The organism is Hyphomicrobium facile, assembly GCF_900116175.1.
GTDB classification, from domain to species: Bacteria; Pseudomonadota; Alphaproteobacteria; order Rhizobiales; family Hyphomicrobiaceae; genus Hyphomicrobium_B; species Hyphomicrobium_B facile.
In genome coordinates, this window is sequence record NZ_FPCH01000001.1 from 660030 (window position 1) to 686497 (window position 26468).

At 59.0% G+C, this 26468-nt stretch carries 28 protein-coding genes; 13 read left to right on the forward strand and 15 right to left on the reverse strand.

The window, feature by feature from the left end:
* Positions 1-13 precede the first annotated feature (13 nt).
* Genes BM399_RS03150 through BM399_RS03160 form a run of 3 tightly spaced genes read left to right on the forward strand, consistent with a single transcriptional unit; the run spans position 14 to position 2498 of the window.
* The gene (locus BM399_RS03150; protein ID WP_092864106.1) at positions 14-223 is read left to right on the forward strand and encodes a tautomerase family protein; all 210 of its coding nucleotides are present in this window, start codon (positions 14-16) and stop codon (positions 221-223) included.
* A 10-nt stretch (positions 224-233) separates the two neighbouring features.
* A complete protein-coding gene (locus BM399_RS03155; protein ID WP_092864109.1) occupies positions 234-1040 on the forward strand; it encodes an alpha/beta fold hydrolase in 807 nt (268 codons plus the stop codon).
* Between the two features lie 9 nt (positions 1041-1049).
* On the forward strand, positions 1050-2498 hold the full coding sequence (locus tag BM399_RS03160) for an NAD-dependent succinate-semialdehyde dehydrogenase (protein ID WP_092864112.1): 1449 nt from the start codon (positions 1050-1052) through the stop codon (positions 2496-2498).
* Positions 2499-2534: 36 nt separating this feature from the next.
* On the opposite strand, the gene BM399_RS03165 is transcribed toward BM399_RS03160, so the two are convergent.
* From BM399_RS03165 to BM399_RS03180, 4 genes are all read right to left on the reverse strand, one after another.
* A complete protein-coding gene (locus BM399_RS03165; RefSeq protein WP_092864115.1) occupies positions 2535-4022 on the reverse strand; it encodes an aldehyde dehydrogenase family protein in 1488 nt (495 codons plus the stop codon).
* Positions 4023-4120: 98 nt separating this feature from the next.
* Positions 4121-5350 (reverse strand): D-arabinono-1,4-lactone oxidase, encoded by a 1230-nt coding sequence (locus BM399_RS03170; RefSeq protein WP_177228029.1) that lies wholly within the window; start codon positions 5348-5350, stop codon positions 4121-4123.
* Positions 5351-5720: 370 nt separating this feature from the next.
* Entirely contained in the window at positions 5721-5918 is a 198-nt protein-coding gene (locus tag BM399_RS03175; RefSeq protein ID WP_092864121.1) for a hypothetical protein, read from the reverse strand.
* A 16-nt stretch (positions 5919-5934) separates the two neighbouring features.
* The gene (locus tag BM399_RS03180; protein WP_177228030.1) at positions 5935-6207 is read right to left on the reverse strand and encodes a hypothetical protein; all 273 of its coding nucleotides are present in this window, start codon (positions 6205-6207) and stop codon (positions 5935-5937) included.
* 386 nt (positions 6208-6593) lie between these two features.
* Here BM399_RS03180 and BM399_RS03185 point away from each other — a divergent pair, with 386 nt between their 5' ends.
* Positions 6594-6839 carry a hypothetical protein gene (locus BM399_RS03185; RefSeq protein ID WP_092864124.1) on the forward strand — a complete coding sequence of 82 codons (246 nt, stop codon included), beginning with the start codon at positions 6594-6596 and terminating at the stop codon, positions 6837-6839.
* 81 nt (positions 6840-6920) lie between these two features.
* On the opposite strand, the gene BM399_RS21465 is transcribed toward BM399_RS03185, so the two are convergent.
* Positions 6921-7046 carry a hypothetical protein gene (locus BM399_RS21465; protein ID WP_280140518.1) on the reverse strand — a complete coding sequence of 42 codons (126 nt, stop codon included), beginning with the start codon at positions 7044-7046 and terminating at the stop codon, positions 6921-6923.
* On the opposite strand from BM399_RS21465, the gene BM399_RS03190 reads away from it, so the two are divergent.
* The 4 genes from BM399_RS03190 to BM399_RS03205 all read left to right on the forward strand — a co-directional run bounded on the left by BM399_RS03190 (position 7045) and on the right by BM399_RS03205 (position 9876).
* A complete protein-coding gene (locus BM399_RS03190) occupies positions 7045-7272 on the forward strand; it encodes a hypothetical protein (protein WP_092864126.1) in 228 nt (75 codons plus the stop codon). The genes BM399_RS21465 and BM399_RS03190 overlap by 2 nt on opposite strands.
* Positions 7273-7307: 35 nt before the next feature.
* Positions 7308-8135 (forward strand): transglutaminase-like domain-containing protein, encoded by an 828-nt coding sequence (locus BM399_RS03195; protein WP_092864129.1) that lies wholly within the window; start codon positions 7308-7310, stop codon positions 8133-8135.
* Between the two features lie 326 nt (positions 8136-8461).
* Positions 8462-8680 carry a hypothetical protein gene (locus BM399_RS03200; RefSeq protein WP_092864132.1) on the forward strand — a complete coding sequence of 73 codons (219 nt, stop codon included), beginning with the start codon at positions 8462-8464 and terminating at the stop codon, positions 8678-8680.
* A 125-nt stretch (positions 8681-8805) separates the two neighbouring features.
* The gene (locus tag BM399_RS03205; protein WP_342028735.1) at positions 8806-9876 is read left to right on the forward strand and encodes an AI-2E family transporter; all 1071 of its coding nucleotides are present in this window, start codon (positions 8806-8808) and stop codon (positions 9874-9876) included.
* Here the strand turns inward: BM399_RS03205 and BM399_RS03210 are convergent.
* The 9 genes from BM399_RS03210 to BM399_RS03250 all read right to left on the reverse strand — a co-directional run bounded on the left by BM399_RS03210 (position 9863) and on the right by BM399_RS03250 (position 19445).
* The gene (locus tag BM399_RS03210; RefSeq protein WP_092864138.1) at positions 9863-11629 is read right to left on the reverse strand and encodes a metallophosphoesterase family protein; all 1767 of its coding nucleotides are present in this window, start codon (positions 11627-11629) and stop codon (positions 9863-9865) included. The genes BM399_RS03205 and BM399_RS03210 overlap by 14 nt on opposite strands.
* Before the next feature lie 56 nt (positions 11630-11685).
* A complete protein-coding gene (locus BM399_RS03215) occupies positions 11686-13137 on the reverse strand; it encodes a GntP family permease (protein ID WP_092864141.1) in 1452 nt (483 codons plus the stop codon).
* A gap of 4 nt (positions 13138-13141) precedes the next feature.
* Complete coding sequence (locus BM399_RS03220) at positions 13142-14194, reverse strand: patatin-like phospholipase family protein (protein ID WP_092864144.1); 1053 nt, start codon at positions 14192-14194, stop codon at positions 13142-13144.
* A gap of 69 nt (positions 14195-14263) precedes the next feature.
* Entirely contained in the window at positions 14264-14833 is a 570-nt protein-coding gene (locus BM399_RS03225) for an HdeD family acid-resistance protein (protein WP_092864147.1), read from the reverse strand.
* A gap of 121 nt (positions 14834-14954) precedes the next feature.
* Positions 14955-15254 (reverse strand): hypothetical protein, encoded by a 300-nt coding sequence (locus BM399_RS03230; protein ID WP_092864150.1) that lies wholly within the window; start codon positions 15252-15254, stop codon positions 14955-14957.
* A 169-nt stretch (positions 15255-15423) separates the two neighbouring features.
* Positions 15424-16005: a cupin domain-containing protein gene (locus tag BM399_RS03235; RefSeq protein ID WP_177228031.1), complete on the reverse strand. Its 582-nt coding sequence runs from the start codon at positions 16003-16005 to the stop codon at positions 15424-15426.
* Between the two features lie 177 nt (positions 16006-16182).
* Positions 16183-18009 (reverse strand): pyrroloquinoline quinone-dependent dehydrogenase, encoded by a 1827-nt coding sequence (locus BM399_RS03240; protein ID WP_092864153.1) that lies wholly within the window; start codon positions 18007-18009, stop codon positions 16183-16185.
* A gap of 36 nt (positions 18010-18045) precedes the next feature.
* The gene (locus BM399_RS03245) at positions 18046-18825 is read right to left on the reverse strand and encodes a pentapeptide repeat-containing protein (protein WP_177228032.1); all 780 of its coding nucleotides are present in this window, start codon (positions 18823-18825) and stop codon (positions 18046-18048) included.
* 62 nt (positions 18826-18887) lie between these two features.
* The gene (locus BM399_RS03250; RefSeq protein ID WP_244531042.1) at positions 18888-19445 is read right to left on the reverse strand and encodes a DUF3280 domain-containing protein; all 558 of its coding nucleotides are present in this window, start codon (positions 19443-19445) and stop codon (positions 18888-18890) included.
* A 186-nt stretch (positions 19446-19631) separates the two neighbouring features.
* Here BM399_RS03250 and BM399_RS03255 point away from each other — a divergent pair, with 186 nt between their 5' ends.
* Both BM399_RS03255 and BM399_RS03260 read left to right on the forward strand, forming a co-directional pair.
* On the forward strand, positions 19632-20996 hold the full coding sequence (locus BM399_RS03255) for a sensor histidine kinase (RefSeq protein WP_092864159.1): 1365 nt from the start codon (positions 19632-19634) through the stop codon (positions 20994-20996).
* A gap of 2 nt (positions 20997-20998) precedes the next feature.
* The gene (locus BM399_RS03260; RefSeq protein ID WP_092864162.1) at positions 20999-21646 is read left to right on the forward strand and encodes a response regulator; all 648 of its coding nucleotides are present in this window, start codon (positions 20999-21001) and stop codon (positions 21644-21646) included.
* Between the two features lie 33 nt (positions 21647-21679).
* Here the strand turns inward: BM399_RS03260 and BM399_RS03265 are convergent, their stop codons facing one another.
* Positions 21680-22444, reverse strand: a complete 765-nt coding sequence (locus BM399_RS03265; RefSeq protein WP_425284050.1) for a TetR/AcrR family transcriptional regulator — start codon at positions 22442-22444, stop codon at positions 21680-21682.
* Positions 22445-22691: 247 nt separating this feature from the next.
* Between BM399_RS03265 and BM399_RS03270 the strand changes: the two genes are divergently transcribed.
* Genes BM399_RS03270 through BM399_RS03280 form a run of 3 tightly spaced genes read left to right on the forward strand, consistent with a single transcriptional unit; the run spans position 22692 to position 26415 of the window.
* On the forward strand, positions 22692-23555 hold the full coding sequence (locus BM399_RS03270) for an FAD binding domain-containing protein (RefSeq protein WP_092864165.1): 864 nt from the start codon (positions 22692-22694) through the stop codon (positions 23553-23555).
* A complete protein-coding gene (locus BM399_RS03275) occupies positions 23552-24046 on the forward strand; it encodes a (2Fe-2S)-binding protein (RefSeq protein ID WP_092864168.1) in 495 nt (164 codons plus the stop codon). Before BM399_RS03270 ends, BM399_RS03275 begins: the two co-directional genes overlap by 4 nt.
* Positions 24043-26415 carry a xanthine dehydrogenase family protein molybdopterin-binding subunit gene (locus BM399_RS03280; protein WP_092864171.1) on the forward strand — a complete coding sequence of 791 codons (2373 nt, stop codon included), beginning with the start codon at positions 24043-24045 and terminating at the stop codon, positions 26413-26415. Before BM399_RS03275 ends, BM399_RS03280 begins: the two co-directional genes overlap by 4 nt.
* Positions 26416-26468: the final 53 nt, after the last annotated feature.

Consider the following 26468-nt stretch of genomic DNA (forward strand, 5'->3'; position numbering starts at 1 on the left):
GAGGAGACTTCCCATGCCGATCATTACGGTCGAAATCTTTCCCGGCCGCACCAACGACCAGAAGCGCCGGATCGCAAAACGCCTGACGGACAGCATGGTCGAAATCTGCGGAGCCAAGCCCCAGGCGGTACACGTGCTCTTCACCGAGGTGGATCCCACCGACTGGGCCGTCGCGGGGGAACTCTGTTCCGATCGCGCGTCCGAGCCAGCGAAATCCGGCTGAGGCGCGCAAGATGGCAATCGACTGCGATTACACGATCGAGGGCGAAGGTCAGGCCCTGTTTCTCATCCATGGCATCGGCGCGCGCAGAACCGGATTTGCAAAAATCGTCGATCACTTGAAAGAGCATTTCTTATGCGTTTCATATGACCTGCGCGGCCATGGCGAGTCTCCGATACCCGAGGGCCGTTTCGGATTGGACGATCTTGTCGATGATCTCGAGGCGCTTCGCAGCAAGCTCGGAATCGAGTGTGCGCATTTCGCCGGGCATTCGCTCGGCGGGATGATCGGGCCAGCCTATGCCCGCCGCTTTCCGGATCGCGTTCAGTCGCTTGGGCTTCTTTCAACCGCCGCTTTCCGAACGGAAGACGACAGCGCAAAGGTGAAGGGTCTCGGCGTCATGCTGCACGAGCAGGGAATTGGTGCTGTGCTCAACACCATGACGGCGCGCTGGTTCACGGATGAGTTCGGCGCCGCGCGCCCGGATATCATCGCGCGGCGCGCCCAGCAGGTGCTCGATACGCCTCCCGAAATCTTCATGAACGTCTTCGACATCTATGCGGGGACGGAGATGGGACCTTGGCTTCACGAAATCACGGCGCCTGCTCTCGTCATTACCGGGGAGCTTGACGGTGGTTGCAATCCACGACTGAACCGCCTCATCGCCGATGCACTTCCGAATTCGGAACTCGTCATTCTCGACGGCTTGAAGCATGCGATCACGCTCGAAGCACCCGACCGCGTCGCTGCGCACATGCAACGTTTCTTGTTCAAACACACCGCAGGCGGCGAAGCGAAGCAACGCGTCGCCGGACGTTGAGGAATCATCATGGCCGCCAATTTGCCGGACGCATTCGTCCACACGAAACTTCTGATCGACGGTGAGTGGCGCGATAGCAGCGACGGCCGGAAGATCCGCGTTATCGATCCCGCAACGGAAGAGATATTCGGCTCGGTCGCGCACGCAACGTTGGGTGATCTCGATGAGGCGTTAGCCGCGACGGAGACCGGCGCGTTCGCATGGGTTGCAATTCCGCTTCCGGAGCGATCGAAGATCATTCGCAAGGCCGGCGAAACGTTGCGGGCGCGGGCGGCCACGATTGCGCCGCTGTTGACGCGCGAGCAGGGAAAGCCGCTCGCGGAGGCGCTGCTCGAAGTCAACTCTTCGGCCGACTTCATCGAGTGGTTCGCCGAGGAAGCCCGGCGTACGTATGGCAAGGTTATTCCTTCGCGTTGGCCACATGTGCGCCAACTTCTTATCAAGGAGCCGGTCGGTCCCGTTGCGACCTTCACGCCGTGGAACTTCCCGATCGTTGCAATCGTGCGGAAACTGGCGGCCGCTCTCGCCGCGGGCTGCCCTGTCATCGTCAAGGGCCCGGAAGAAACACCTGCGTCCGTCGCCGAGGTCGCACGCGCATTCGTGGATGCGGGCGTGCCGCGCGGCGTAGTCAATCTCGTCTATGGTGACCCGGCCGAGATTTCGCGTTACCTGATCAGCCATCCCGTCATTCGGAAGATTTCATTCACGGGGTCGACGTCCGTTGGGAAGCAGCTCGCGGGCCTCGCTGGCCTGCACATGAAGCGGGTGACGATGGAGCTTGGCGGACATGCTCCGGTCATCGTCACGGAAGACGCGGATATCAAGAACGCGGTCAGCACGCTCGCGCAAATCAAGTTCCGAAATGCCGGTCAGATCTGCATCGCGCCGACGCGGTTTCTCATTCATGAGACCGTCTTCGAGCGCTTTCTGAAAGGTTTCGTTCAAGCGGCACAGGCCATCAAGGTCGGTAACGGTTTCGACGCAAGCACCCAAATGGGTCCGCTGGCGAACGAGCGGCGCATTCCAGCGCTCGCAGAGTTCGTCGCCGACGCGGTTTCAAAAGGCGCAGACTTGCGGGCCGGAGGCCACCGGATCGGCAACAAGGGTTATTTCTTCGAGCCGACCGTGCTGGCGCACGTGCCGCTCAGCGCGCGCGTGATGAACGAGGAGCCGTTCGGACCGCTGGCGATCATCAATCCCTATTCGGATTTGGATGACGCGATTGCGGAGGCCAACAGGCTGCCTTATGGGCTTGCATCCTACGCTCACACCAAGTCGCTGGCGACGGCACACGAACTCGCAAGCCGGATCGAGGCCGGGATGCTAACGATCAATCACAATGGCCTGAGCTTTCCGGAAGTGTCCTTCGGCGGCGTGAAGGATTCCGGTTACGGCAGCGAAGGCGGGCCCGACGCCATGGAACCCTACCTCAGCAGTCGATTTGTTACGATGGCCTGAGGCGACGTCACCGCCGGTCCGCTTGCAGGCCTATGCTCAGTCTCGAAAGTCGAACCAAACGGCCTTCGGCTGGGCGTAGTTGCGCAGAGCATAGAGCGAGAGATCGCGGCCAAAGCCCGATCCCTTGAATCCTCCGAACGGTAATGCCGGATCGAGCGCATCGACGGCGTTGACGCTGACGGTGCCAGCCCGAATCCGGGCTGCAACGCGGTGAGCGCGGCTGAATGATCCGGTCCAAAGGGAAGCTGCCAAGGCGTAGGGTGAATCGTTCGCCATGCGTATGGCAGCGTCTTCGCCGTTGAACGGAAGAACGCAGAGGACAGGGCCGAATACCTCTTCGCGCACGAGTTCAGACGTCTCGGTGAGGCCGGTGACTATCGTCGGCTCGATGAAGTTATCGCAGCCTTCGACGGTTTTCGTTACGCCTCCGATTACGTGGCCACCGTCGCGTTTGCCGCCGGCGATCTTGGCGAGGACGGCGTCGCGGTGGGACGTTCCGATCATCGTTCCGGCTGGCGTCTCGGGGTCGAGTGGGGCGCCGGGCGAATACGCGAGCGCCTCCTTTCGAAGCCTTTCGACAAACTCGTCCGCGATCTTGTCTTCAACCAAGAGCCGGCTATTCGCCGAGCAAACCTGGCCTTGATGGAAGAAGATGCCGGCGGCTGCCGAACTCGCAGCGCGATCGAGGTCAGCGGTATCGGCAAACACGACGTTCGCGCTCTTGCCTCCGCACTCGAGGCTGATCATTTTCAGATTGGAATGTGCGGAATATTCGAGAAATTTCTTGCCGACTTCCGTCGAGCCCGTAAACGAAAGAGCGTCGATGCCAGGGTGCAAGCCCATGGCGCGTCCCAACTCGGCGCCACCCGTAACGACGTTGAAGACGCCTTCGGGAATCCCTGCTTCAACGGCCAATGCCGCCGCAAGCAACGCGCTTCGGGATGACTTTTCGTCGGGCTTCAGAACGACCGAGTTACCGAGGATGAGCGCCGGAGCGACTTTCCAGAAGGCCGTCTCAATCGGAAAATTCCAAGGGATGACCGCGCCCACGACGCCGACGGGCTCAAGATTGATCGTGGCGAGGACGCCGGGCCCGACTGGAGCCGTCTCGCCGTAGATTTTGTCTACGGCTTCCGCGTACCACCGCAATGTCGTGGCTGAGCCCGGAACATCGCGCAGGAATGAATCCCGGATCGCCTTGCCGGTATCCAGCGTTTCGCAAAGCGCCAGGCGTTCGCAGTTTTCTTCGATCAGCATCGCGAGCTTCAAGAAGGCTTCCCGGCGTTTGCTTGGATGGCAGCGCGACCAGGCTCCATCGTCGAAGCGCCGGCGCGCCACGTCGACGGCGCGGTTGAGAAGATCGTCATCGGCGAGGGCGAGCGCGTATTGCGGCAGGCCTGTTGCCGGGTTCACGTGCTCGAGCGTTGCTGCATTCGGGGATGACACGAAGCGACCGTCGACGAATGATCTCGCTTCGGCTTGAAAGCGAGCAGCTGCGTCGATCCATTCCGATTTTGTTTTCATTTTGGTTCCAGTCGGCTCGGTTTTTCAGTTGGCAATGACATGTCGAGGCGGCCTGCCGATTAGACGGCCGGTTCAGAGTGGTGGGACCGCAAGGAGCGCTAAGCGAAAAGCGGATCTAGATAGTCGTTGAGGAACATTCCCTCGGGATCCATCTCGCGCCTCACGGATACGAAGTCTCCGTGGCGCGGATAGACACGCGCCAGCCGCTCGCGGTTCAGAAAGTGGATTTTTCCCCAGTGGGAGCGTCCGTCGTACTTCTCGAAGATCTTGTCGAGGGCTCGAAAGAAGTTGAGATCTTCCTTGCCCATTCTGCCGGATGCAGAAATCGCGATGCGCGGACCGCCGTAATATTCCGAGAGATAATTATCGTCGCCGGCCGTGAAGCGCATCTCGGCGGGGACCGTCACCACCTCAAACAGATCTCGAAGCGTGGTCTTCACTTCTCTGAAGCATTCCACGCCGACGTCGAGAGGAACCATGTATTCCATCTCGTGGAAGTCGGGTGTGTAGACCTCGGGGTATATTCGGTAACTGCGGTCGTATCGCCGGCGTATCTCGTATCGCGAAAGCTCGCCGACATCGATGGGATTTGGATCGAAGATGCGGACAAAGGCACAGTCGTCGAAGCGTTCGAGGTTACCCTCCGCCGACACTCCGAGCCACTTTACCGAAGGGGCCGACGTACACCAGAAATAGCCAAAATGACGATATTTCTTGACCATCTCGGCTTCGATCTCGGCGACCGCCGCATAGGGCATTATGCCGACCCATTCGTGGAGATGATAGGCTTTTGTCACCTTCATCTTGACTTGCGTGACGATGCCTAGGAGACCCAGGGAAACGCGTGCCGCGCGCATCTGGTTTTGATTGCTGTCGTCGAGCGTGCGAACGGTTCCCGTGGCATCAACGATGCGCAGCGCGTCGACCATCGACGACAGGTTTTTCAAACTCAGGCCTGTGCCGTGAGTGCCTGTCGATATCGCTCCAACGATGCTTTGCGTATCGATATCGCCTTGATTGCTGAGGCCGAGGCCGAGCTCCCACAGAGCGTCGCCGATATCGTGAATTTTCGTGCCGCCCCAGATGGTCGCGGTATTATTTTCGAAGTCGTGCGCGGCAATCCCCTTCAAATTATCGGTGCGGATGACGACGCCGGAGTTGGGTATGAGAGGCACGTTGGAATGGCCTGTCCCTGCCACCCGGATTTTCAAGCCTTTGTTCTTCGCGAACCTCACCGCTTCGACGATGTCATCCTCCGACTGGGCGTCGGCGACGAAAGAGTTGCAGCTTTGATTGCCGTACCAGTTGGTCCACGTGCCGTGCTTCATTGCATAACCTTCTCGGCGTTTCCATCTCGCGCAGGCGTGCCTATTCCGATCGAAAAAATTGACGGACCGCGTCCCCATGTCCGAAGTTACAAAACCCCTCGTCGCCCCGAAGACGATGATGAAGGAAAGGCTAAGCTTGAAACTTGGAGCCCGTAAAACGAATAATTCAACATGTACAATTGGGATTTTTGAAACTGTCGACCGTTCGCTCTGATGGCGTACGGAGAGGCGCGTGCGATGAGGGCGCGCGCAAGGCGCAGGCCGGGCATCTCATCATGCGTAATTGCGCTCGGAGAAATCCGCGAGCGGTCGGCGGGCACAGCAAAACGGCCCGCATCTCGATGCGAGCCGTCAGGATCAGCTGAAAACGTTAGGACCGGTCGCCGTTCACGCTGTCGGCGAGTTGCTTGATTGTTTGCTGGACGAAGATATAGCGGCCGCCCACGAAGCTAATTTTCGTGCCGGACCGGCCCGATTGGTCGGCCTTCTCGAACACTTCAACGTTGTCGAAATTGACGTTGATAGCTTCGCCGGTGGCCAATTCAGTGCATTCGAGAAACTTGGCCAACGGGCGCTCCGGGAATTTAATTTGGCTTCGCGACTTTTGCAGCCGGCTTCTTGGCCTGCTTAACGGGGCTCTTGGCAATGCTCTTAGCGGCGACCCGCGTTTTCTTGACGGGCGGCGGTTCGAGCGCCTCGCGTGCCAGACGTTCGGCGCGCAAACGCTGCGTCTTGGTCTGAACTGCGAGCCGTTCGGTTTCGCGATCCTGAACGGCCTGAATAGCCTCGCGCTGGCGACGTAGCTTCGCTTCAGCAAGTCTCGATTTTGCAGCTTCGCGATCGCGTTCGGGTTTCATTGCATCAATTGCCGTTTGATGCTGGACGGGCTTTGGATAATTCCACATGAGCCATAAATGGGGGTTCGGGGCGCATTGTGCAATCCCCAAACTGTCAGCCGGCTCTTGCGAGGAGGCCGAATCCGCCTCGTTTCAATTGGATCGCCGTTGGAGCATAGTTCGTTTCAAGGTGCGCGGAGACATTTCGCGCCGCTTGAGCGTCAGCAAATGCGCGCCCACGATTGGACGACTTCAAGGGGGGCCGATCGGGCTAATCCCCTCGCTTTGTTTCGATATTCGGCCGGGACACCCTGGCGGAAGAGACCTATAACCGTACCTTCTTATCGACTCTTGGCCGAGGCTGTGTGCCCGGTTGGGTTCATGATGAAGGAAGCTAAGGACAGACGATGATTCAGTGGAAGCCTGTCGGAGAATACATCGAGCCAGATTGGGTCAAACTGGGAACGGCGTTGCCGCCGACGCTTTTTTGGCGTCCCAAGCACGGAGCCATTCTCGGCTATATCCGGGACGGCGAACTCTTCGACGCGAAGTGGCTCTATGTCTGCGACAGCAACAAGGTGACGGACTTCTCCGCCATCAATCCGCCGGGCGATAACATCATCGATCTGGATGCGCATCGAGCTTCAGCCTGATCGGTCGACGCTCGTCTGAGCATTAGACAATTGCAACGTGCGCCGGCCGTTTAATGCGCGCCGGCTGGCGCGCCATGCGGCTCAAACAATAAAAAAGGTAGCTATGCGCGCCACAACCGCGCAATGTTGTTCGATCATCGGCAAATTGTCGCCGGCGTCGATGGCTGAGAGATGCTCGTGCTCCCGCCCGCCCTTGGAGGAAGCCATGTACGCTCGACCCCCGTTCACTCCCGACCAGTTCGCGCTTTGCTATCGGGCATACGCAGCGGCGTTACTCGAAATTCAAAATAGACCGGAGAAGCCGGATGCGGCGCCGCTGGCCGACGGAATGTGCCTCATGCTCGCCCTGCGCGTCATCGAGGCATCGGCGAATGGCATGCGCGATCTTTCAGGCCTCAAACGGCACGCGCTTGCCGACCTTGCTCAGCATTGAGCGCATCGAGGCCAGTCGACATCAGGGATCATTCGATGAAGCTTAGGGTCGGTTACGAGCTGAACTATATGTTCCCTCAACCGACCCCCGCCATTCTAATGCTCAATATCCATTACACACGCGTTTCCGACCTCGCGATGCCTGACAACATCATCGTCAGTCCGCCGGTGGCTATCTCCGGTTACCGTGACGGGTTCGGTAATTGGTGCAGCCGGATTGTCGCCCCAGCGGGGCGCGTGCGAATTTCGACGGATGCGATTGTGAGCGATTCCGGTCTGCCCGATCCGGTGATGGCCGATGCGTGGCAGGTTCCGGTCGAAGAGCTTCCGGAAGAGGCGCTTGTTTTCCTTCTCGCCAGCCGTTTCTGCGACAGCGACCGATTGCTGGATTTAGCCTGGAGCCTATTTGGTCACGCGACGCCTGGGTGGGGACGCGTCCAGGCGATCTGCGATTTCGTGCATAACCATATAGCGTTTGGTTACGAACATGCGCGCGTCACGAGGACAGCTTCGGAAGCCTATGAAGAACGGCGGGGCGTTTGTCGCGACTATGCGCACTTGGCGGTTGCGTTCTGCCGGGCATTGAACATTCCGGCTCGTTATTGCACCGGCTACCTCGGTGACGTTGGTACTCCGCCGCCGTACCCTCCCGGAGATTTCGCGGCGTGGTTCGAGGTTTATCTAGGCAATCATTGGTACACATTCGATCCACGGAACAATGTTCCTCGGATTGGCCGAGTCCTTGTCGCGCGCGGGCGGGATGCTGCAGACGTTGCGATGACGACGACGTTCGGCCCCAATACGCTTGAAGGTTTCCGTGTGTGGACGGATGAAATAACGGGCAGCGCGTTGCTACCGGCTTGAGTTGGGATCTCGGTTGGCAGCCGTGATTAGGTTTTCGGGCGATAGGGTGCTAAAAGAATATTCATCGTGGCAGATGTGTTGCGCCGGTCGCAGGTGCGGTTGCCTGTCGTTTCTTCGCCCAAGGGAATCGAAGCGAATTATCCGCCCGGGAACTTGCTTAATCGAAGTGTCGCAGACGGCCGTCGAAGGCTTGTCCTTCATCGCCTACAGGCACGCAAAATCCACCACCGAATTGGCGACGCGTGCTGCGTTAAGTGTCGCGATGAATCGTTGAATTTGCATGCGCTGGTCTCAAAGCGGATCGGGCGCGAGATTTGAGGTAAGAAATGTCCAATCCTAGAGTGTCAATTCCGAAATTCAGAGTGGGGCAGACGGTCGATTTTTCTCCGTCGCTGCGAGGCCTCGCCGTATCGGCAAGGCTCTACAAGGTTACGCGGGTTCTTCCGACGGACGGCGGCGAGCGCCAATACCGGATCAAGACGATCGCTGAAGCGTTCGAGCGCGTTGCCCGCGAGAGCGAGCTGCTGTCAGCGTCTGCCATATGAGCTAGCTTCTGTGAGCGGTTGAAACTGCAACTGCGGAGAGGCAGCTTCCCGGTGAGTTAGAAAGTATTCAGACTTCGAACACGGATGACTTGACCGCCGGAAGCTGCAAGCTCAGAATCTCCCGTGTGATAGTTCCTGAACACTCGCCTCAGCCCCCGGCTCAGTCTCCGGCCGGCCGTGCGCTTCTTGCGATGCTCGGCCTGTGCACCGTTGTGCTGGTAGCCGGCGCGCTGTCGCTCGCGCAGGCGGTATTCGCACCGCTGGCTTTCGCTCTCTTCATCATGGCGATCGCGTGGCCGCTGCAGAAGGGTTTACAGACCCGAGTTCCGCAGCTTGTCGCCCTCGCATTGACCATGGCGGCAACCATTCTCGTGGTGTTCGTTTTTGCGTCATTGGTCGGCTGGGCGACGGCTCGCGTTGCCCGTTTCGTCGCCAGCGACGCTGAACGCCTCCATGCGCTTTATCGTTCGGTTGCCGGATGGCTCGAAAGTCATGGCATTGAGCTTTCCGGGCTGTGGGCGAATTATTTCAGCGCGGACCAATTGATCCGCGTCGCCCAGCAGGTCACTGCGGGCCTCAATACTGCTGTCAGCTTCTCGGTCATCGTCTTCATCTACGTTTTGCTGGGGTTGCTGGAGGTGGACGACGCGCGCGTTAAACTCCAAGGCTGGAAGCACGGAAAAATCGGTGAAGTGCTGCTTGTCGGCGGCGCGAAGACAGCCGTCAAGCTGCGGCGGTACATGCTTGTACGAACGCTCATGAGCGTCGTCACAGGCCTGCTTGTGTGGGCGTTTGCCTGGCTGGCCGGGTTGCCGCTTGCGCCCGAATGGGGTGTCATCGCATTCGCGCTGAACTTCATCCCGTTCATAGGCCCGTTTATCGCTACTATGTTTCCGACGGTATTTGCCATGGCGCAGTTCGAATCTTGGCAGATGACGGTTCTTGTCTTCGCGTGTCTCAACGTCATTCAATTCGTGGTGGGCAGCTATCTGGAGCCGCGGTTCGTCGGCAACGCGCTGTCGATTTCGCCCTTCGTCGTTTTGTTCGCGGTCTTCTTCTGGACCTTTCTTTGGGGCCTCGCCGGAGCGTTCATCGGAGTTCCGATCGTGATCGCTCTTCTCACGCTTTGCGAGGAGCATCGGTCGACTCAATGGATTGCCGACCTTTTCGGAGCGCCTCGGACTAATTTGGCATAGGCGCCGCGACCGGCGAATCATTGTCCGCCGGGAGATCGATGCGCTTAGGCTCGAGCAATGCGAGATGGCCGTCCGTGCCAATGCCGAGACGGTGAATATAGAAATATGTGTCCCGGTCGTTCGTCACGTCCATCACGGGCGATGGCGCCGAGACGATGACGAGGCCTCCGCACATGCCGATCCAGTCGATATGGCGATGGCCGTGCATGACGATCGCTTTGCCCGATAGTCGCTGCATCCGGCGTACGAACCAGGTTCCGTTGACGAGTGCGGTGCCGATGCGTTCGGACATTGCCTTCGCGGCCTTCGGATATTCGACCATGTGATGGTGGAGCGCGAGTATCCAACGGGCGTTAGGAAATTGCGCGACGACCTTCTCAATGGCGCGCGTTTGCTCCTCTGTCACCAAGCCGAGCGCGTTTGTGAATGAGAAATGCGTCTCCGCAGTTGAATCGAGAAGTATGACGCCGATCCCGTCCTCCTTTTCCGGAGGCAGCACCATCGGAAACGCCTCAGGCCACAGTCCCGCCAGATCCCACGACAGGCGTACTGTTCCCCGGTCTGAGAATTCGGCGATCTTTTCGGCGTGGGCCTCGAGGAATTCTTCGAGCGTTGCGCCAAGTTTTCCCGTCGCATCATCGACGACGTGCACGCGCTTGCCTTGGACGCTCGCCATCGTCGAGAGCGCCCGGATCTCACGCAGACGCCGCTTGGGGCTCGTCGGCAAATCCAGGCGGGCCGGATTGGCGCGATCCACGACGTTGAGATCGTGATTTCCGGGGAGGATGACCGTCAATGCCGCCAAGTGCGGATAGGGCGACAGTGCGTCGATGAATTCCGCCCATTCCGGTGAGCGTCCTGCATCCGTGATGTCTCCGGTGATCAGGATGATATCGAGTGGGCGCTCTTTATGTTCTGCGTCGAGCTTCGCTAGCGTTTGTTTCAGGCGTTCGTTGCCTCTCGGACCGGACCGTCCGCCCTCGATGCGAAAGCCGAATCTTTCCCCGACGACATGAATGTCGGAAAGGTGTGCCACCCGCCAAATTCGTCCCGTCGACGGAGTTGGTGGATAGCGCGGAAGATCGCGAGGCTGCGGCATGACGGTGTCCGCCAGACCCCAAACCAATCCAGCGACGGCCAGATAGGCGGCGACGATGACGACACTATTGTGAAGCGCGATGTGCACCAGATTTGATGGGGACGAGAGATCGGCGAGCGATCCGGTCCATCGGGTGTTCGGCCAAGCGAGCGCGATAATCCATACCGAGACGCCGCAAATCAACAGGCCCGCTACGGCGGCGCTGGCGGCGCGTGCGAAGTCGCGCGAGCGTTGATCGACGTCGGCCGGCAGAAAGCGCTCCGCGAGTTGGCGCAGCGCTTCGCGCGATAGTGCGTAGGCCGGTTGAACTGCGAGCGCGTTCAGTGACCAGAAGTTCGCCTCGATCAGGCGCCACAGCGGCTTGCCGCCGAACCATCCAATGGCGATAAGGATTGCCAAAAGGATGGGGGCCAACAGGCCCGTATAAATTTCAGCCGCTTTCGAAGAGACGGAACTGATCCAGATCGATGCGAGCAGAGGCCCCGCTCCGAGCAACAAAGCCGGCAAGACAATCAAAATTGCCCACGCGGCGATGAGCTTCGGCAGGCTTATTTCGGCCAGCAGACTTCCAGCCAACGAAATGAGCGTGCGCCGTTTGGTGCTTGAGGCGTCGTCCTCGACATCACCCTGGCGCGGGTCGACGATCGGGCGCATTGCCGTATGCCTCCTATGCAACTGGATCCGTGCGTCGGCGGGTGACGAGGAATCCATCAAAATGTTCCAAACGTCGAACCCAAAACAATCACCGCCGCCAAGGCGATGATTGCGCCAACGATTGCGACCATGACGATGTCAAAATAGCTTTCGCGATGCGTCGTTCCGCAGACTGCGAGAAGCGATACGACGGCGCCGTTGTGCGGCAGGCTGTCGAGTGTTCCCGAGCCTATCACGGCGACGCGGTGCAGCAGCGCCGGATCAATTCCGTGTTGTGCGGCGAGAGTCATATAGGTCGGGCCGAGCGCATCGAGCGCAATCGTCAATCCGCCCGACGCCGATCCTGTCAATGCGGAAAGAATGTTGGTGGCGACGGCGAGGGAGACGAGCGGACCGCCACCGATCGATAAAACCCAATCTCGTACGATCGCAAAGGCCGGCAGCGCCGCTACGACCGCGCCGAAGCCCACGAGGCTTGCCACGCTGAAGGCCGGCAAGACGGAGGCATTGGCTCCCGCGTCCACGCTCTCGCGGAGGGCCGGCAGACGTTGCCGGTTGATGAAGACGAGCGTCACAATCGCGGTGAAGAGCGCGACGACCACGGCCCACACGCCACCAACTGCTGAAAGAGATGTCTCACCCCACCGGGGTTCGGCCAAGAAAGCGGCGTTCAAGCGCGGCAGGACGAACATCGACATCAGAAAATTGAAGCTCACGACCACGATCAAAGGCAGCGCCGCCAAGGCGATCGGCGGCAAGGCCTCACTGCGGTGGCCCCGATGGATTTCAGCGGGATCGAATTCGCGTGCGGTCGTTGCGAGTTCGCGCACACGTTCGTTATCGACTGCCGTATCGACGTCCGCGACCGGGGCGCCGCCGCTTTCATCGGCGCGGCGTGCCGCGTTTTCGGCACGGCGGAGCCACCACAGGCCGAAGCCGAGCATGATAGCTGACGCAATGATGCCAAGTCCGGGCGCGGCGAACGGTGTGGTGCCGAAGAACGGCATCGGGATCGCGTTCTGGATCGCGGGTGTTCCCGGCAATGCGGACATGGTGAAAGTCGATGTACCGAGGACGATCGCCGCAGGCATGAGTCGAAGCGGAATCCCAGCGTCATGAAACAACGCTCTCGCCATCGGCGCCAATACAAAGAACGCCACGAAAAGGCTGACGCCGCCGTAGGTAACGATCGCGCCGGCCAGGACAACAGCGAGTATCGCGCGCTTCGCTCCGAGCTTCTTGGTCATGAAGCCGGAAATGGCGGCGACCGAGCCGCTGTCTTCCATAAGCTTGCCGAAGAGCGCGCCGAGCAGAAAGATCGGGAAGAACTGCGCCAGGAATTGCGCAGCGCTCCCCATGAACGTTTGCGTCCAATGGGCGAGCAGCGGCTCGCCTGCGAACGCGGCAGCAATGAGGGCGGCTGCGGGCGCGAGCAAGAGTACGCTCCAGCCCCGGAAGGCAAAAAACACGAGCAGGCCCAGGCCGATCAGGATGCCGATAAGACCCACCGCGTCATACTCCTTCGAGAAGAGTATCGAGGTCGAATGAGGACCGTTTGCCTAGGTTTTTTCCGTCCTTCTCGAGAAATGCTTCCGCCGCGCGGCGCCCTTCATCCCGCAGCATGCACAGAAACTGCCACTCGGCGTTGAGTTTGGAGGAATAGCCGAGCGCGACCATCGCCTCACTCGAGATGCGATGAATGCGCATACCGGCCCAAAGTGCGCCCTCGCAGTCGCCCGCATTGGCCACCTGCCGCAAAATGGCAATCATGCGCAATTCCTTCATCAGAACGGAATTGAACGAAACCTCGTTGAGCCGATTGAGAATATCGCGCGCGGATTGGGGTATTTCGGGCCGTTCTATCGGATTGATCTGAATAAGGATCGTATCTTTGGATGTGCATTCGCGGACGAGAGGCGTGATCGTCGGGTTGCCGGAATAGCCGCCGTCCCAATAGCTTTCGCCATTGATATCGACGGCCTGAAACAGCGTCGGCAGGCAAGCGGATGCGAGGAGGACTTCCGGAGAGATGTCGGCGTTTCGAAACACGCGGCCCTTGCCTGTTCGCACGTTGGTCGCGGTGACGAACAGCTTGATCGGCGCACGCGCCAGCCGGTTGAAATCGATGTTCTGGAGCAAGATCTCGTGAAGCGGATTCGATCCTCCCGGGTTCAAGTCGTAAGGCGAGAACACGCGAGACATCAAATCCATCGCGACGAAAGCCGGGGAGGTGTCGAGCGTCCAACGTCCGAGCATCACGTCGAGAGGCGTTCGCTGGAAGGGGCTAAGCAAAGCGGCGTGCGATACGTTGCGCCAATATTTTTCCAGGGCGGCGCGCGCTCCGTCCGCGCCGCCTTCGGCGTGGCCATCAACGAGAACGGCGGCATTCATGGCACCGGCAGATGTGCCGGAAATGCCGTCGATATTGAGCCAGCTTTCCTCAAGCAGGCGATCCAAGACGCCCCAGGTAAAGGCGCCGTGAGATCCGCCGCCTTGCAAGGCGAGGTCGATCGAACAGGAAGCTCGGCCGGCTTTCCTGCGGGCGTCAGAATTTTTAGCAGCCATCGTCGCTCACGCTGGACCCAAAAACCCGTCGCCCGCCTGCCGGACCGCAACATTCAACTGCAGACGGCGTCACGCCGGGACTGAACTTCTTTCCTGCCGCAAGCGGCCGCCGAGCGAGATCCACCACACGCCGTGGAGCATGAGATCGATACCGACCAGAAGACCTAGGACCCACAACCCGCTAACTGGCCATTGCGCGAGAATGACGAGACCCGCAACGATGCCGACGATACCGGAGATAAGCAGAAGCGAGCCGAACCATTCCCAGTACTGAAAGGCCTGGAAGATGCGTACAAAGCCCGAGGCGATCAGCGATATCGCGAACACAAGAGTCAGAATGATGGAGGCTCGCGCAGGGTCCGTTATGAGCATCAGCCCGCAGACGACGTACAGCAGTCCGACGAGAAGTCTGAAGGCGAAGCCGCGCCAATGCTGCGCGGAGAAGGCCTGAAACACCTCGGCCACGCCCGCGACGGCGAGCAGGATGCCGATGAGAAAGGCGCTGATAACGGTCGCTGCGACGACATCGCCGAGAACGAAGATTCCGGCGAAAAGGAAGATGGCGCCGACGAGAATAGCGCCCCACCAACTCGGATCTGCCGCTTCCGAACGCGTCTCAAGCATTGGTCTGGCTGTCATGACGAACCTCCGAAACTTCGAAGAAGTTGGCTGTTGATACGATTGCTTGCAATCGGCGCCTCCTCGTTTCACGACGAGGCGCCGATTACAATCGCGATGACGAGGATGAGCTTGGAATTCGTTACTTATCGGTAGCGTCTGGTGAGGTCATTTTAGGTACCTCGTTGCTCATGGAGTTGGTCGCCGGGAGTTTCCCGTCGTCCCCCATTCTGTGGGCGGTGCCATCCGTTCCGGTGCTTGAGCCTGTACCGGCGCCCATATCCGGAACGCGGCCAGTGACGGCGCCGGTCGCCGGAAGCTTGCCGCTGTCGCCCATGGTATGAGATGAGCCGTTTGCGGCGGGCGTATCTTCAGCTGTTGCCGGGAGAGACGCCGCGCCCAAGAGAAGCGTGGCCGCCGCAGTCGCAAGAATATATTTCATCTTTGGACTCCTTGGTTATTTCTCCAAGTGTCCCCCGTCTATTGCGCAGTATAGAGATGATGCGTTATCCGTACCAAAAATTATTTTTTTAAATGGCTAATAGCGTTAATCCGGCAATTACCCACATCGAAAAGCCATCGGCTTTTCGATGTGGATTTGACGCTATACGTCATTTCTTGCGCGGATCATCTGCCGGATTCACGTAGATGAGATCAAAAGGTCCATTGCCGACGACCTGGACGACGGTCTCCGTATCGCCTGCCCAAACGTAATGAGGATGATCGGCTGGAAGAAGCAAAATTGATCCCGTCGGCAGGATCTTGCCGCTTGCCTTATCGACGGTTTCGCCCATGCCGCTACCCATTGTTCCGCTGAGGACGGTCACGGCTTCGAAGACCGGGTGGATGTGCGGCGGTACGACGTAATGTGGAGGGAACTTCGCGCGAATGACAAAGAGCCCCGGTTTCGACGGATCGCCGAAAACGACCGCCGTCTGTGCCCCCTTCGGAAAGGCCGGATCGTCTTTGTAGACGATATCTTCGGGCGCCAACTCCTTCGGCATCTCGTGTCCAAATGCCGGCGTCACGAAGAGGATAAGTAGAGAAAGAATTCTCGCCAGTTTCTTCGCGGCGAACTTCGAGGTTACATCGACGATTCCGGTCTTCTCTGCCGCGCCGTAGGCATAGAATTTGTTTTTTGGCAGCCAATCGTACGTGTGCAGGGCGATGTTTCTGTCGTTGAATTTCGGCATCAAATTCCTCCAGTTTATTCTTCTAGCCCGGGCGCGGGCGATGCATAGAGTGACGAGGTGGAAAGACCGTCGCGTAATCGTCCGACGACAACAATGGCGATTTTCCTGCCGACGTTTGGGTGTTTTGACCGATTTGAACACGGTTGCGAATTTGATCGCGGCTTCGCGCGAGATCAGTCAATTCGATAATGCGAATACGACGACGGCGTCGCCTTGCCGGAATCCCCAGATCTGACTGCCACCGGCGGCGACGGCGATGTACTCGCGGCCATCGATTTGGAATGCGATGGGAGGTGCGTTGACACCTGCTCCGCAATTGAAGCTCCACAGATGGTCGCCAGTCTTGGCGTCAAATGCGGAAAACTCGCCGGATCCTTCACCAGTGAAAACCAGTCCGCCGGCAGTCGCGAGTACGCCACCGATAAGAGGTTCGCTGGTCTTCCTCTGCCAAAGGATTTTGCCGGTTTTCGCGACGTCGATCGCGGTGAGCGTACCCCAATACGGTACGTCAGCGGGTTCAATGGTTGCGAAGTCGACGGCAGGCCTGTCGCTTGTCGCGGGAATTGTGCCCTTCTTATACAGCGAGGGCATGTGCATCGCGGCGACATACGCAATACCGCTCGTCGCGTCGAAGGAAGTTGGGGACCAATTGGTGCCGCCGCCCACACCAGGCGCGATTAAAACGCCTTCCTTGGTCGCTTGAGCGAAGAGGTTCTGCTGCGGAACAAACGGCTCGGATTTAAATAGTAGACGGCCATCGCGACGGTCGAGGGTGTAATACCACCCGAGCTTGCTTGCGTGTCCGATTGCGGGAACCGGTTTGCCGTCAACGGTCGCGTCGAACAAAACGGGCGGGCTTGCGACGTCGTATCCCCACACGTCATGAGGCACGAGCTGGTAGTGCCAAACGCGCTTCCCGGTGTGCACATCGAGCGCGACGAGGCAAACGGTATACAAATTGTCTCCCGGACGCGTCTCTCCGCTCGCCTGGGGCGAGGGATTGCCGACACCGATGTAGATCAGGCCAAGCGCGGGATCGTAGGCGGGCGTCGGCCAACTGCTGCCACCGCCGTGGCGCCATGAATCAGAAAACTTTGGGGCGGCGGCTTTCTCGCCGGCGATGTCGCGATGGAGAGGAATACCGTCTGGTGTCGTTGGAGAATACTCTCCCTCCCAGCCGGGCTCAGTCGTATCGAATTGCCAGACGCGTTTGCCGGTTTTGACGTCGAAGGCGGCGATGAATCCCGGTCTGCCGAACCGCCCGGCGACGCCAACCACGGTGCCGAGAGGAGATCCCGGCCGATTGCTGTCGAGATGGAGACCGTAACCGACGCCGTTGATGCCGGCTATGACGAGATCGCCAACCACAAGAGGGGGCGCCGCTGAGCCGACGCCGGTCTGTCCCTGGACGTTGGATTTGAGACGCGGGTCACCGCTATCCAGAGAAGACGATTTGTCCTCGCTCATTCCTGCTGGATGGGAGGTATCGGGATCGACCAACGGAATATCCCAAGCGACTTGGCCCGACGCGGATTCGAGAGCGACCAGACGAGCGTCAACGGTTGCTACGAAGACGCGATCCTGGCCCAACGCCGCGCCGCGATTGGCGGGGCCGCAGCAAAGTTTGTAGCCGGATGCGACCTTGTGATCGTATCGCCAGATTTCCCGGCCTGTGACTGCGTTCAGCGCGACGACATTGGAAAAAGGCGTAGTGACGTACATCACACCATCGGCAACCAGCGGTGTCGTTTGAAAGGTGCCCGCGATCCCGGTTTGATAGATCCATTTGGGAACGAGCTTTCCGACGTTTGCAGGTGTGATCTTATCGAGCGGCGAAAAGCGCTGATTGGCGTAGTCGCGGCCCGGAATAATCCAGTTGTCCTTGTCATCAGCCGCCGCTCGCAAGCGGGCTTCGCTGATCGTCCCCGCAAAACCTTTTTCGCCTCCGGCGAATATCACAGAGGCGGCAAGCAGACACGCGACTAAGCTCTTCGGGGAAATCATTTCGTCTCTCCAGGCCTGCGATCGAAGAATGCGGGCTTAGCGATTGAGATCCTGAGCGGGCAACACGGCGTTTGTCCAATCCGTGTTGTCGGGAAGTGCCGCTAACAAATCCGCACCTTGAAGACTTGCGTCTCGGAACGTCGCGTTCGAGAGATCAGCGCTTCGCAAGTTCGCTCCATCCAGCTTTGCACTCGAAAAATTTGCGAAGCTCAGGTCGGCGCGCTCAAGGGTGACAGCGCTTAGGTCCGCATTCGCGAAGCTCGCAAAGCGCAACTTGGGTCCGGCGGCGGTCCCCTGGTTGTCCCGGGTGTTGAGCGGGCCGAACCGCGCGCCAGCGAGATGCGCGCCGCTGAAGTCGGTGTAGTCGAGGATTCCTTCGAGCCACGCGCTCTCGAGATTGGCGTTCCGGAAGGAAGGGGCTTCGTCAATTGTTGGCGACATGCTTGAGAAAACAGATGGCCGGCGAATAGTCGCCGATCGAAGATTCGCGCCGTCGAAATTTGTCTTCGTGAGCGTGGTCCGATCGAGGTTGGCGCTTTCGAGATTGCAACCGGCGAGATTGGCGCCGGAGAGATCTGTTCCGAAGAGAGAGGCTCCCTTCAAGTTTGCATGTTTGAAGTCGACGCCGGCCAGATCAAGATTATCAAGCTTCTTGCCGGACAGGTCGACTGGCCGTTGCGCGGTCGAGGAAAAAAGCTGGCGCACGATCTCGCGGGTGGAGAGATCTGCCGCTTCCGATGAGCCGCAACACAGCATGGCTAAAAGGAACGCCGCCGCTCTCCTGGCAGGAGTGAACGAGCCGGATTTTTTCTTCATTTGCTTTCCGCCTAGCCCAGTACCGGCTTCTGCCGATACAGGTCCGTTCGAGACGACGGGCATCAACCCTGCGCGTTCGGCAGCAGGTAGTTCTGTACGAGGTAGTGTATGCCCCGTATCCAGGATTCATCCGTGTTGTTGCGAAGGTCGACGCTGTGGACGAAGCCAATGCGCTGGTTCGGCACGTCGGCGATATAGACGTTGAGGTTGAGGATGAGGTTCGAAATCTTTTGAACGCGGATCCACGCGACCCGCTCTACGTTGAGATTGCGGCCGTAGTCGAACTCGCAACCGCCGCACACTCCGACCGCCTGACCAGCTTCGATTTTTTGTTGTTCCGTGGCTGGAACGGAGACGAAGGTATATTTCCCTGAGTCCGCGAGCATCTTCTTGAACGCTGCCGAAACAAGCCTCATTCGGTTGCGTTCCGCGTCGCTCGTTGGCTCGTATCCCTCGTTGTCGTTTTGCATTTGGATGCCGAGGAAGGCGATGCGTTGCGGATCGGCGTGCGCCGGCATCGCGGCGAAGACGCTAATCGCGAACGCGGAGATGATTTGCAGCGCATGCTTAACCCAGCCGGTTCGTACCCGCATCGCCGCAGAAGTCATGATGTTCGGCATGGATTTTCCCTTAAACTTGGCGGATTTCGCGCTAAACGTCCTGCCAATAGAATGGGGTTCTGCGGCGTCTGATACAATGGCGAAATCCCTGAAGACTTTTGGGCAAATCCCACGATCTGCGCTGGGCCTTCTTCACAGCGTCGGGACCTTGGCCTAACCGTCTATCTCCGGAAGGGAGCGGTTCGTATGGATCTTAAGCTGCTTTTGGTGCGTCGCATCGTTCTCGTCGCACTCGCGTGTTTCGCGTTCGGATCGGCGTATTCGATTTATTGGTCTGCAATCGCGGCCAAGCGTCAGAATGAGCTGCTGGCTGAGTCGGTTGGTCGCCAGCTGGATCTGCAGCTCGTACGAATCCAGACCGCTCTCGATATTCCGAAGAGATTTCCCGACTGGGATCTCGTGACGACGTACGCGCTACAACCTGGCCAGTGCATTCAGCTCTCAGACGTCAATGGGAAGGTGATCCGGTCAAGCTGCGAAGGCGTAAACACGGCCGGTGTATCAACGCCAGATTGGTTCTTCGCGGCGTACAGACATCTTCTCAATGCGGCTGCGCCGGCTGCACGGCACCTTTCCTATCGGGGAACGCCGCAGGGGGAGGTGATCGCGAGTTCGGATCCTATCGCGACAGCGGCGCAGGCGTGGACCACCATTTCTCCAATGCTGGGCCTCTCCGCTTTTCTTATCGCAACGCTCTGCGTCGTGACGTACTGGGTCATCGACCGAGCGCTTGCGCCTACCAAGGAAATTCTCGCCGGATTGAACCGATTAGCGCAAGGCGACCTCGAATGCCGATTGCCGGCATTTCGTCTTGCCGAGCTCAACCGCATCAGTGAAGTTTTCAACTCGCTTTCGCGCGATCTCTCCAAGGCGATGGCGGACCGTACCGAACTGGCGCGCAAGCTTGTCGATGCTCAGGAACAGGAACGATTGCACATCGCACGGGAACTTCATGACGACGTTGCGCAGCAGCTTAGCGGCATCAATGCCGTCGCCGCATGCGTGCGCAGTAAGTTCCATCGCAACGATCCGACGGCAGCCGAAGACGCCAGCGAGCTGGAAGCCATGACATCAGAGCTAATCGGGTCCCTCCGAAAGACCCTGGCGTACCTTCGGCCTTCAGAGATCGATGACCTTGGCTTGATCCAAAGCCTTCGTGGTCTGGTCGAGAAACACAACTCGCTCGCGCAGGGCACGACGCACTTTACATTGGAAGCTCAAGGCGACCTGGCGGATTTGAGTTCAGAAGCGAGCGCCCATGTCTACCGCATCGTCCAGGAGGCGCTGACCAACGCAGCAAAGCACGCCCGCGCCCACAATGTTCACGTGAAGCTCAACAAATATCGCGAGAATGGCGCGGACAAGATCGAGCTCGCTGTCGATGACGACGGCTGCGGGATTACCTCGGAAGGCAAAGGCGGGCTCGGTAGCTGGGGGATCATCGGCATGCGAGAGCGCGTTCTTGCCTTGAGCGGCCGTTTCGCCGCCGGCCCTAACCCGTCCGGTGGTTTTGGTCTGCGTGTTGAATTTCTCGCGCAGCCGGGAAGCTGATTATGAAGAAAATTCGTGTTCTCCTTGTCGATGATCATGCTGTTGTGCGGCAGGGGTATCGCCGGCTGATTGAAAGCCAAAACGAAATCGAGGTGGTGGGCGAGGCAAGCGACGCCAGCTCGGGCTATCAGTCATACAAAAATCTTACGCCCGACGTGACGGTGCTCGATATCTCAATGCCGGGGCGGGGAGGAATAGACGTCGTGCAGCAGTTGCGGCGCTATGACCCCGATGCGCGGATCCTCATGTTCACGATGCACGCGAATGCATCGTATGCCGAACAGGCATTCAAAGCAGGCGCGCAAGGTTACGTGACGAAAAGCAGCCCGCCAGACGATCTTATCAGTGCAATCAAGACGGTGTTTTCGGGCCGGCCAGCTCTTTGCGCGGAAATCAACAGCGCCATAGCGGCCAACCGGCTGTTTCAAGAAGAGTCTGCATTGGAATTGCTCTCGCCGCGCGAATTCGAAATCTTGCGGATGATCCTGGACGAGAAAACCACCGATGAGATCGCGAACGCCTTCAACTTGAGTCCCAAAACCGTTGCCAATTACCATTACGCCATCAAGTCCAAGCTGGGCGTCCGGACCGACATCGAGCTCGTCTATTATTGTCTGAAGCAAGGACTTGCGACGCCGCCAGTCGCGTAAAATATAGCGTCGCAGCTCGGCGAGACATCTCCGTCATTCTCTCGCGCGCCCTCTTGCTGCGGCGCTCTTCGGTCGTTTCCCGGTCGCTCGGCTGCGAGCCGAGCCACTGCGATCTATTGAGGACTCGCTCATCATCGAGCGAACGACCTCAGGTCCTCCCGACATGAACGTTTTTACGCCGTCGCGAACGGTCGTCTCAAGGCACTCGGGCGTGGGAGTGACGTATACGAAGCGCCGAATGGCGAGATAGAATATGCGTCCGTGCAAACCCCACAGCAGTTCTGTCTCTCGCTCTGATAGGGGATATTGATCCGTGCCTGGCAATCCGAGCTCGTGTCTCAACTCGAGGCATGCAGGATCAATAATCTGCGAGCGGACGAGTTCGAGGTAGCGTTGAGTTAAGCCGAAGCCCTTAAGGCCAGAAAAGACAAATATCCTGACCCAGTCGTAGTGAAAAACCCGGTCTGCGTACTGCAGGTAAAAGTCCGTTAGTCTTGCTTCAAGCGGTCGTTCCCTATCCCTGATGAGTTGGCCCCAATCCGAATTCCAGCGGCTCAAAAAGATGTGCTCGTAGACACGTTCGATCAATGCCTCTTTGCTGGGAAAATGTCTGTAAATCGCCGAATGCGTGATCCCCATTCGCTTGGCGAGTTCTCGCGTTTGGCCTTCAAACCCGTGCTCGGCAAAAAAGCGGACAGCCTCATCAAGAATGAACTGCTCGCGCTCGCTGGCGCGCATATAGCTCTTTGGCCGGTTGGAGCCTCTCGTCCTGCCGGTTTTGCTTCGCTGCTTGGTCATCTACCGGCCAACTCTCCTGCTTGCCAGTCCGGCACAGTTGCCGCTCAGCGCAACGGATAACGCGCTGTCGTTTCAAGACCAAGTAGCAATCTTTGCTGCGGCCCGGCTCACACTCAAACGCATGCGATGACATTGTGACCAGTTGGTCTTGACACGCGGAAGCGGTCCGCACTATTTGAGACCATATGGTTTCAATCCAAAGGTCCGACCGGATGCATATGGTGGTTGCAGCGTCTCGGATGATGCTGTGAAGGCAAGAACATTTTCTTTCCGGCGCGTGACAAGCGTCGAGGAGGCGCTCGCGGCCTTCGCATCCTGCGAGGGAGAAGCGCGCTTTCTCGCTGGCGGGCAAAGCCTTTTGCCCGCATTGAACCTGCGCCTCGATGCTCCGGATCTATTGATCGACATCTCGCGCGTTGAAGGTATGCGCGGCGTTAGTGTGAGCAGCTCCGGGTTGCGCATCGGCGCGCTTACACGCCATGTCGAAGTCCTTCGTTCGCCGCTCGTCGCCGAGCATGCGTCACTCCTGTCGCGAGCGGCGCCATTCGTTGCGCACCCCGCGATCCGCAATCTCGGGACAATTGGTGGAAGCCTTGCGCTCGCTGATCCAGCAGCCGAATTCCCAACATGCATTCTCGCGCTCAACGCAAGTCTGGAGATCGCGGGTGCCAACGGGATACGCACGGTCAGAGCGGACGACTATTTCCGCGCGCTCTACGAAACAGACATTGGACCTGGCGAGCTGCTGACCGCGATTTTGATTCCGCCTCCGTCGCACGGGCAACGCGTTCATTTCGATGAACTGGCGCGTCGCCGCGGCGACTATGCAATCGTCGGATTGGCGGTGAATGCGGTCATTCATGATTCAAATGTCAAAGAGATCCGCCTTGCATTTTCCTCTGTCGGGCCGATCCCAACTCGCGCGAAGACGGCCGAAGCACAGCTCATCGGAACGTTCCTCGGCGCCGAAGGAATAGCTTCCGCTCAGGCGGCACTCGCCAACGATCTGTCTCCTGATGGGACGGACGAGGTGTCATCCGAAACACGCATGCACCTTGCTCGCGTCCTTCTCGGCCGCAGCCTGAACGCTCTTCTGCGCGAGGACAAATGAGCGAACAGGTCTCCATCACCGTCAAGGTCAACGGTTCGATAGTTCGGCGCATGGTCGAACCCCGTCTGACGTTGCTCGATTTCTTGCGCCGCGATCTCGGACTCACCGGCACCCACGCCGGATGTGAAATGGGCGCATGCGGCGCATGCCTCGTAAGTTTGGAAGGGCGTGCGGTTCACTCATGCCTGATGCTTGCCGTCCAGGCCGATGATCTCAGCGTTGAGACCATCGAGGGCCTTTCGGAAAATGGATCCATTGCCGATCTTCAGGCCGCGTTTTTCGAACGCAATGCGCTGCAATGCGGTTATTGCACTCCCGGTGTCCTGATAACGGCTCGCGACTGCCTTTCTACTGGTGGTGTTCCTTCGCGCGACGAAATTCGCGACGCCCTATCCGGAAACTACTGTCGCTGCACAGGATACGAAGCCATCGTGGATGCGATCGAAGTCGTGGCGCGGATGCGGGCTGCAAACGCGGAGGGCAGCAAGTGACCGCGATATCCGACAGCCCCTTTCGCGCCGCCAACCAATATATTGGCAAGTCACTGCCACGGCCTGGTGCCAAGCGCCTGTTGGCGGGGCGCGGACGCTATACGGACGACATCGTGGTTCCTCGCATGCTCTACGCAGCGTTTTGGCGTAGTCCGTTCGCACACGCGCGCCTGGGAGCGATTTCCATCGAAGCCGCTGCCGCGATGCCGGGTGTGCATCGGGTTTTCATCGGCGCAGACTTTGCAGCGATCTGCAAACCTTGGGTTGGGACGCTGTCGCATTTTGCAGGCATGAAGTCCGCACCCCAACTGCCACTGGCAACCGAGAAAGTGCTCTGGGCCGGGCACCCGATTGCGATGGTCATCGCCGAGACCAGAGCGCAAGCGGAGGATGCGCTCGAGGCCATCGAAGTCGAGTTGGACGAACTCGAGCCCGTTGTCGATATCGACGCTGCGCAGTTGCCGGATTCAACTCTCGTTTATGAAGAAGCGGGCAGCAACGTCATCTTTCGCACGCGTATCGAATCCGGTTCGACGGCTTCCGCGTTCGAGGATGCCGAAGTCGTGGAGGCCGAATTCCGATTTGGCCGTCATACTGCGGTAACGATGGAGCTGCGGTCTATCCTCGCGGACTACGATCCAAGCGACGGAAGACTCACCGTCCACCAATCGACCCAAACGCCTTACCAGTTCCATGATATCTATGCGCGCCACTTCGGGCTTTCGGAAGCCCATGTTCGCGTGGTTGCGCCGGATGTCGGCGGATCGTTCGGAATGAAGCTCCACCTCTATCACGAGGACATGGCAGTCGTCGGCGCCAGCATTCTTACCGGCCGACCGGTCAAATTCACTGCTGACCGCATGGAGTCCTTTCTTACCGATATCCATGCGCGCGATCACCGCGTCCGCGCCCGGCTCGCAATATCTGCAGACGGCATGTTTCGCGGTATCGAGGTCGACGATGTTACCGGAGTTGGCCCCTTTTCGGCGTACCCGCGCACGAGCGTCGTGGAAGGCAATCAGGTTGTTCGCCTCATCGGAGCAGCTTACCGCCTTAAGGACTACCGCGCCGACCTGACGGTTGTGGCGCAGAACAAGACACAGATGAGCCAGTACCGCGCCGTCGGACATCCGATCGCTTGTGCGGTTACCGAACGCCTCGTGGATCTCGCAGGAGCCAGAGTCGGACTTGACCCATTCGAAATCCGGCGCCGCAACTACGTGACGCAAGACATGTATCCCCACAAGACGCCGAGCGGGTACAGCTTCGAGCGCCTTTCCTTGGAGGAGTGCCTCGATAAACTCCATGAGGCGATGGACTACGAAGCTCTTCGCAAAGACCAAGCCCGGCTGCGTGAAGCAGGAATACATCGCGGGATCGGGATCGCCACATACGTCGAGATAACAAATCCCTCGCCGGCGTTCTACGGGGTGGGCGGCGCCCATATTTCTGCGCAAGACGGTTGCGTGCTGAAAGTGACGTCATCCGGCGGAATCCAGTGCCTGATCAGTCTCTCTGAGCTCGGACAGGGAGCGGAGGCGATTGTTGGCCAGATCGTCGCCGAAGGCGTTGGCATCAATCCCAATCTTGTCCGTGTCATCACCGGCGATACCGACATGACGCCTGTGGGTGGAGCGACCTGGGCCTGCCGTGGCGCGGGGATCGGCGGCGAGACTGCACTACAGGCCAGTAAGAAGCTCAAGGGACGGATACTCGAGATCGCTGGTGCGATTCTGCAATGCTCTCCGGGCAAGCTCGACATCAGCGACGGCCAGATTCTAGACCAGGGCGGAAACATCCGCATGAGTCTCGGCGAGCTCGCCAATCTCGCGTACTTTCGCTCGGACTTGCTCCCCAAGGGAATCCAACCCGAACTGACGGTGGCGCATCATTATGCACCGAGCGGATATCCCTTCGCCTTTACGAACGGTATCCACGGCAGCCTCGTGGAGGTCGACGTCGAAACCGGGTTTGTGAAGATCCTCAAGCACTGGGTGATCGAGGATTGCGGTAGGATCCTCAACCCGCTGCTCGTAGACGAGCAGATTCGCGGCGGTGTCGTGCAGGGATTGGGTGCTGCGTTCTTCGAGGAATGCCTCTACAGCAAGTCTGGGCAACTGCTGAACGGCTCCATGGCGGACTACCTGGTGCCGATGGCATGCGAGATGCCCGACATCGTCATTGGCCATGTCGAGACACCGACGCAGGACACCGAGCTTGGCGCGAAGGGATGCGGCGAGGCCGGAACGGCGGCTGCGTCAGGTGCAGCTCTCAACGCTGTGAACGATGCCCTGTCGCCATTCAAAGCTTCCATCACGCAGCTCCCGATGACGCCCGAACGCATCCTCAAAGCGCTGCGTGTCGTTTGAAGCGATCGACGATGAACTCGAACATCCATCCGCCAGCCTAGGAAGACACCGCA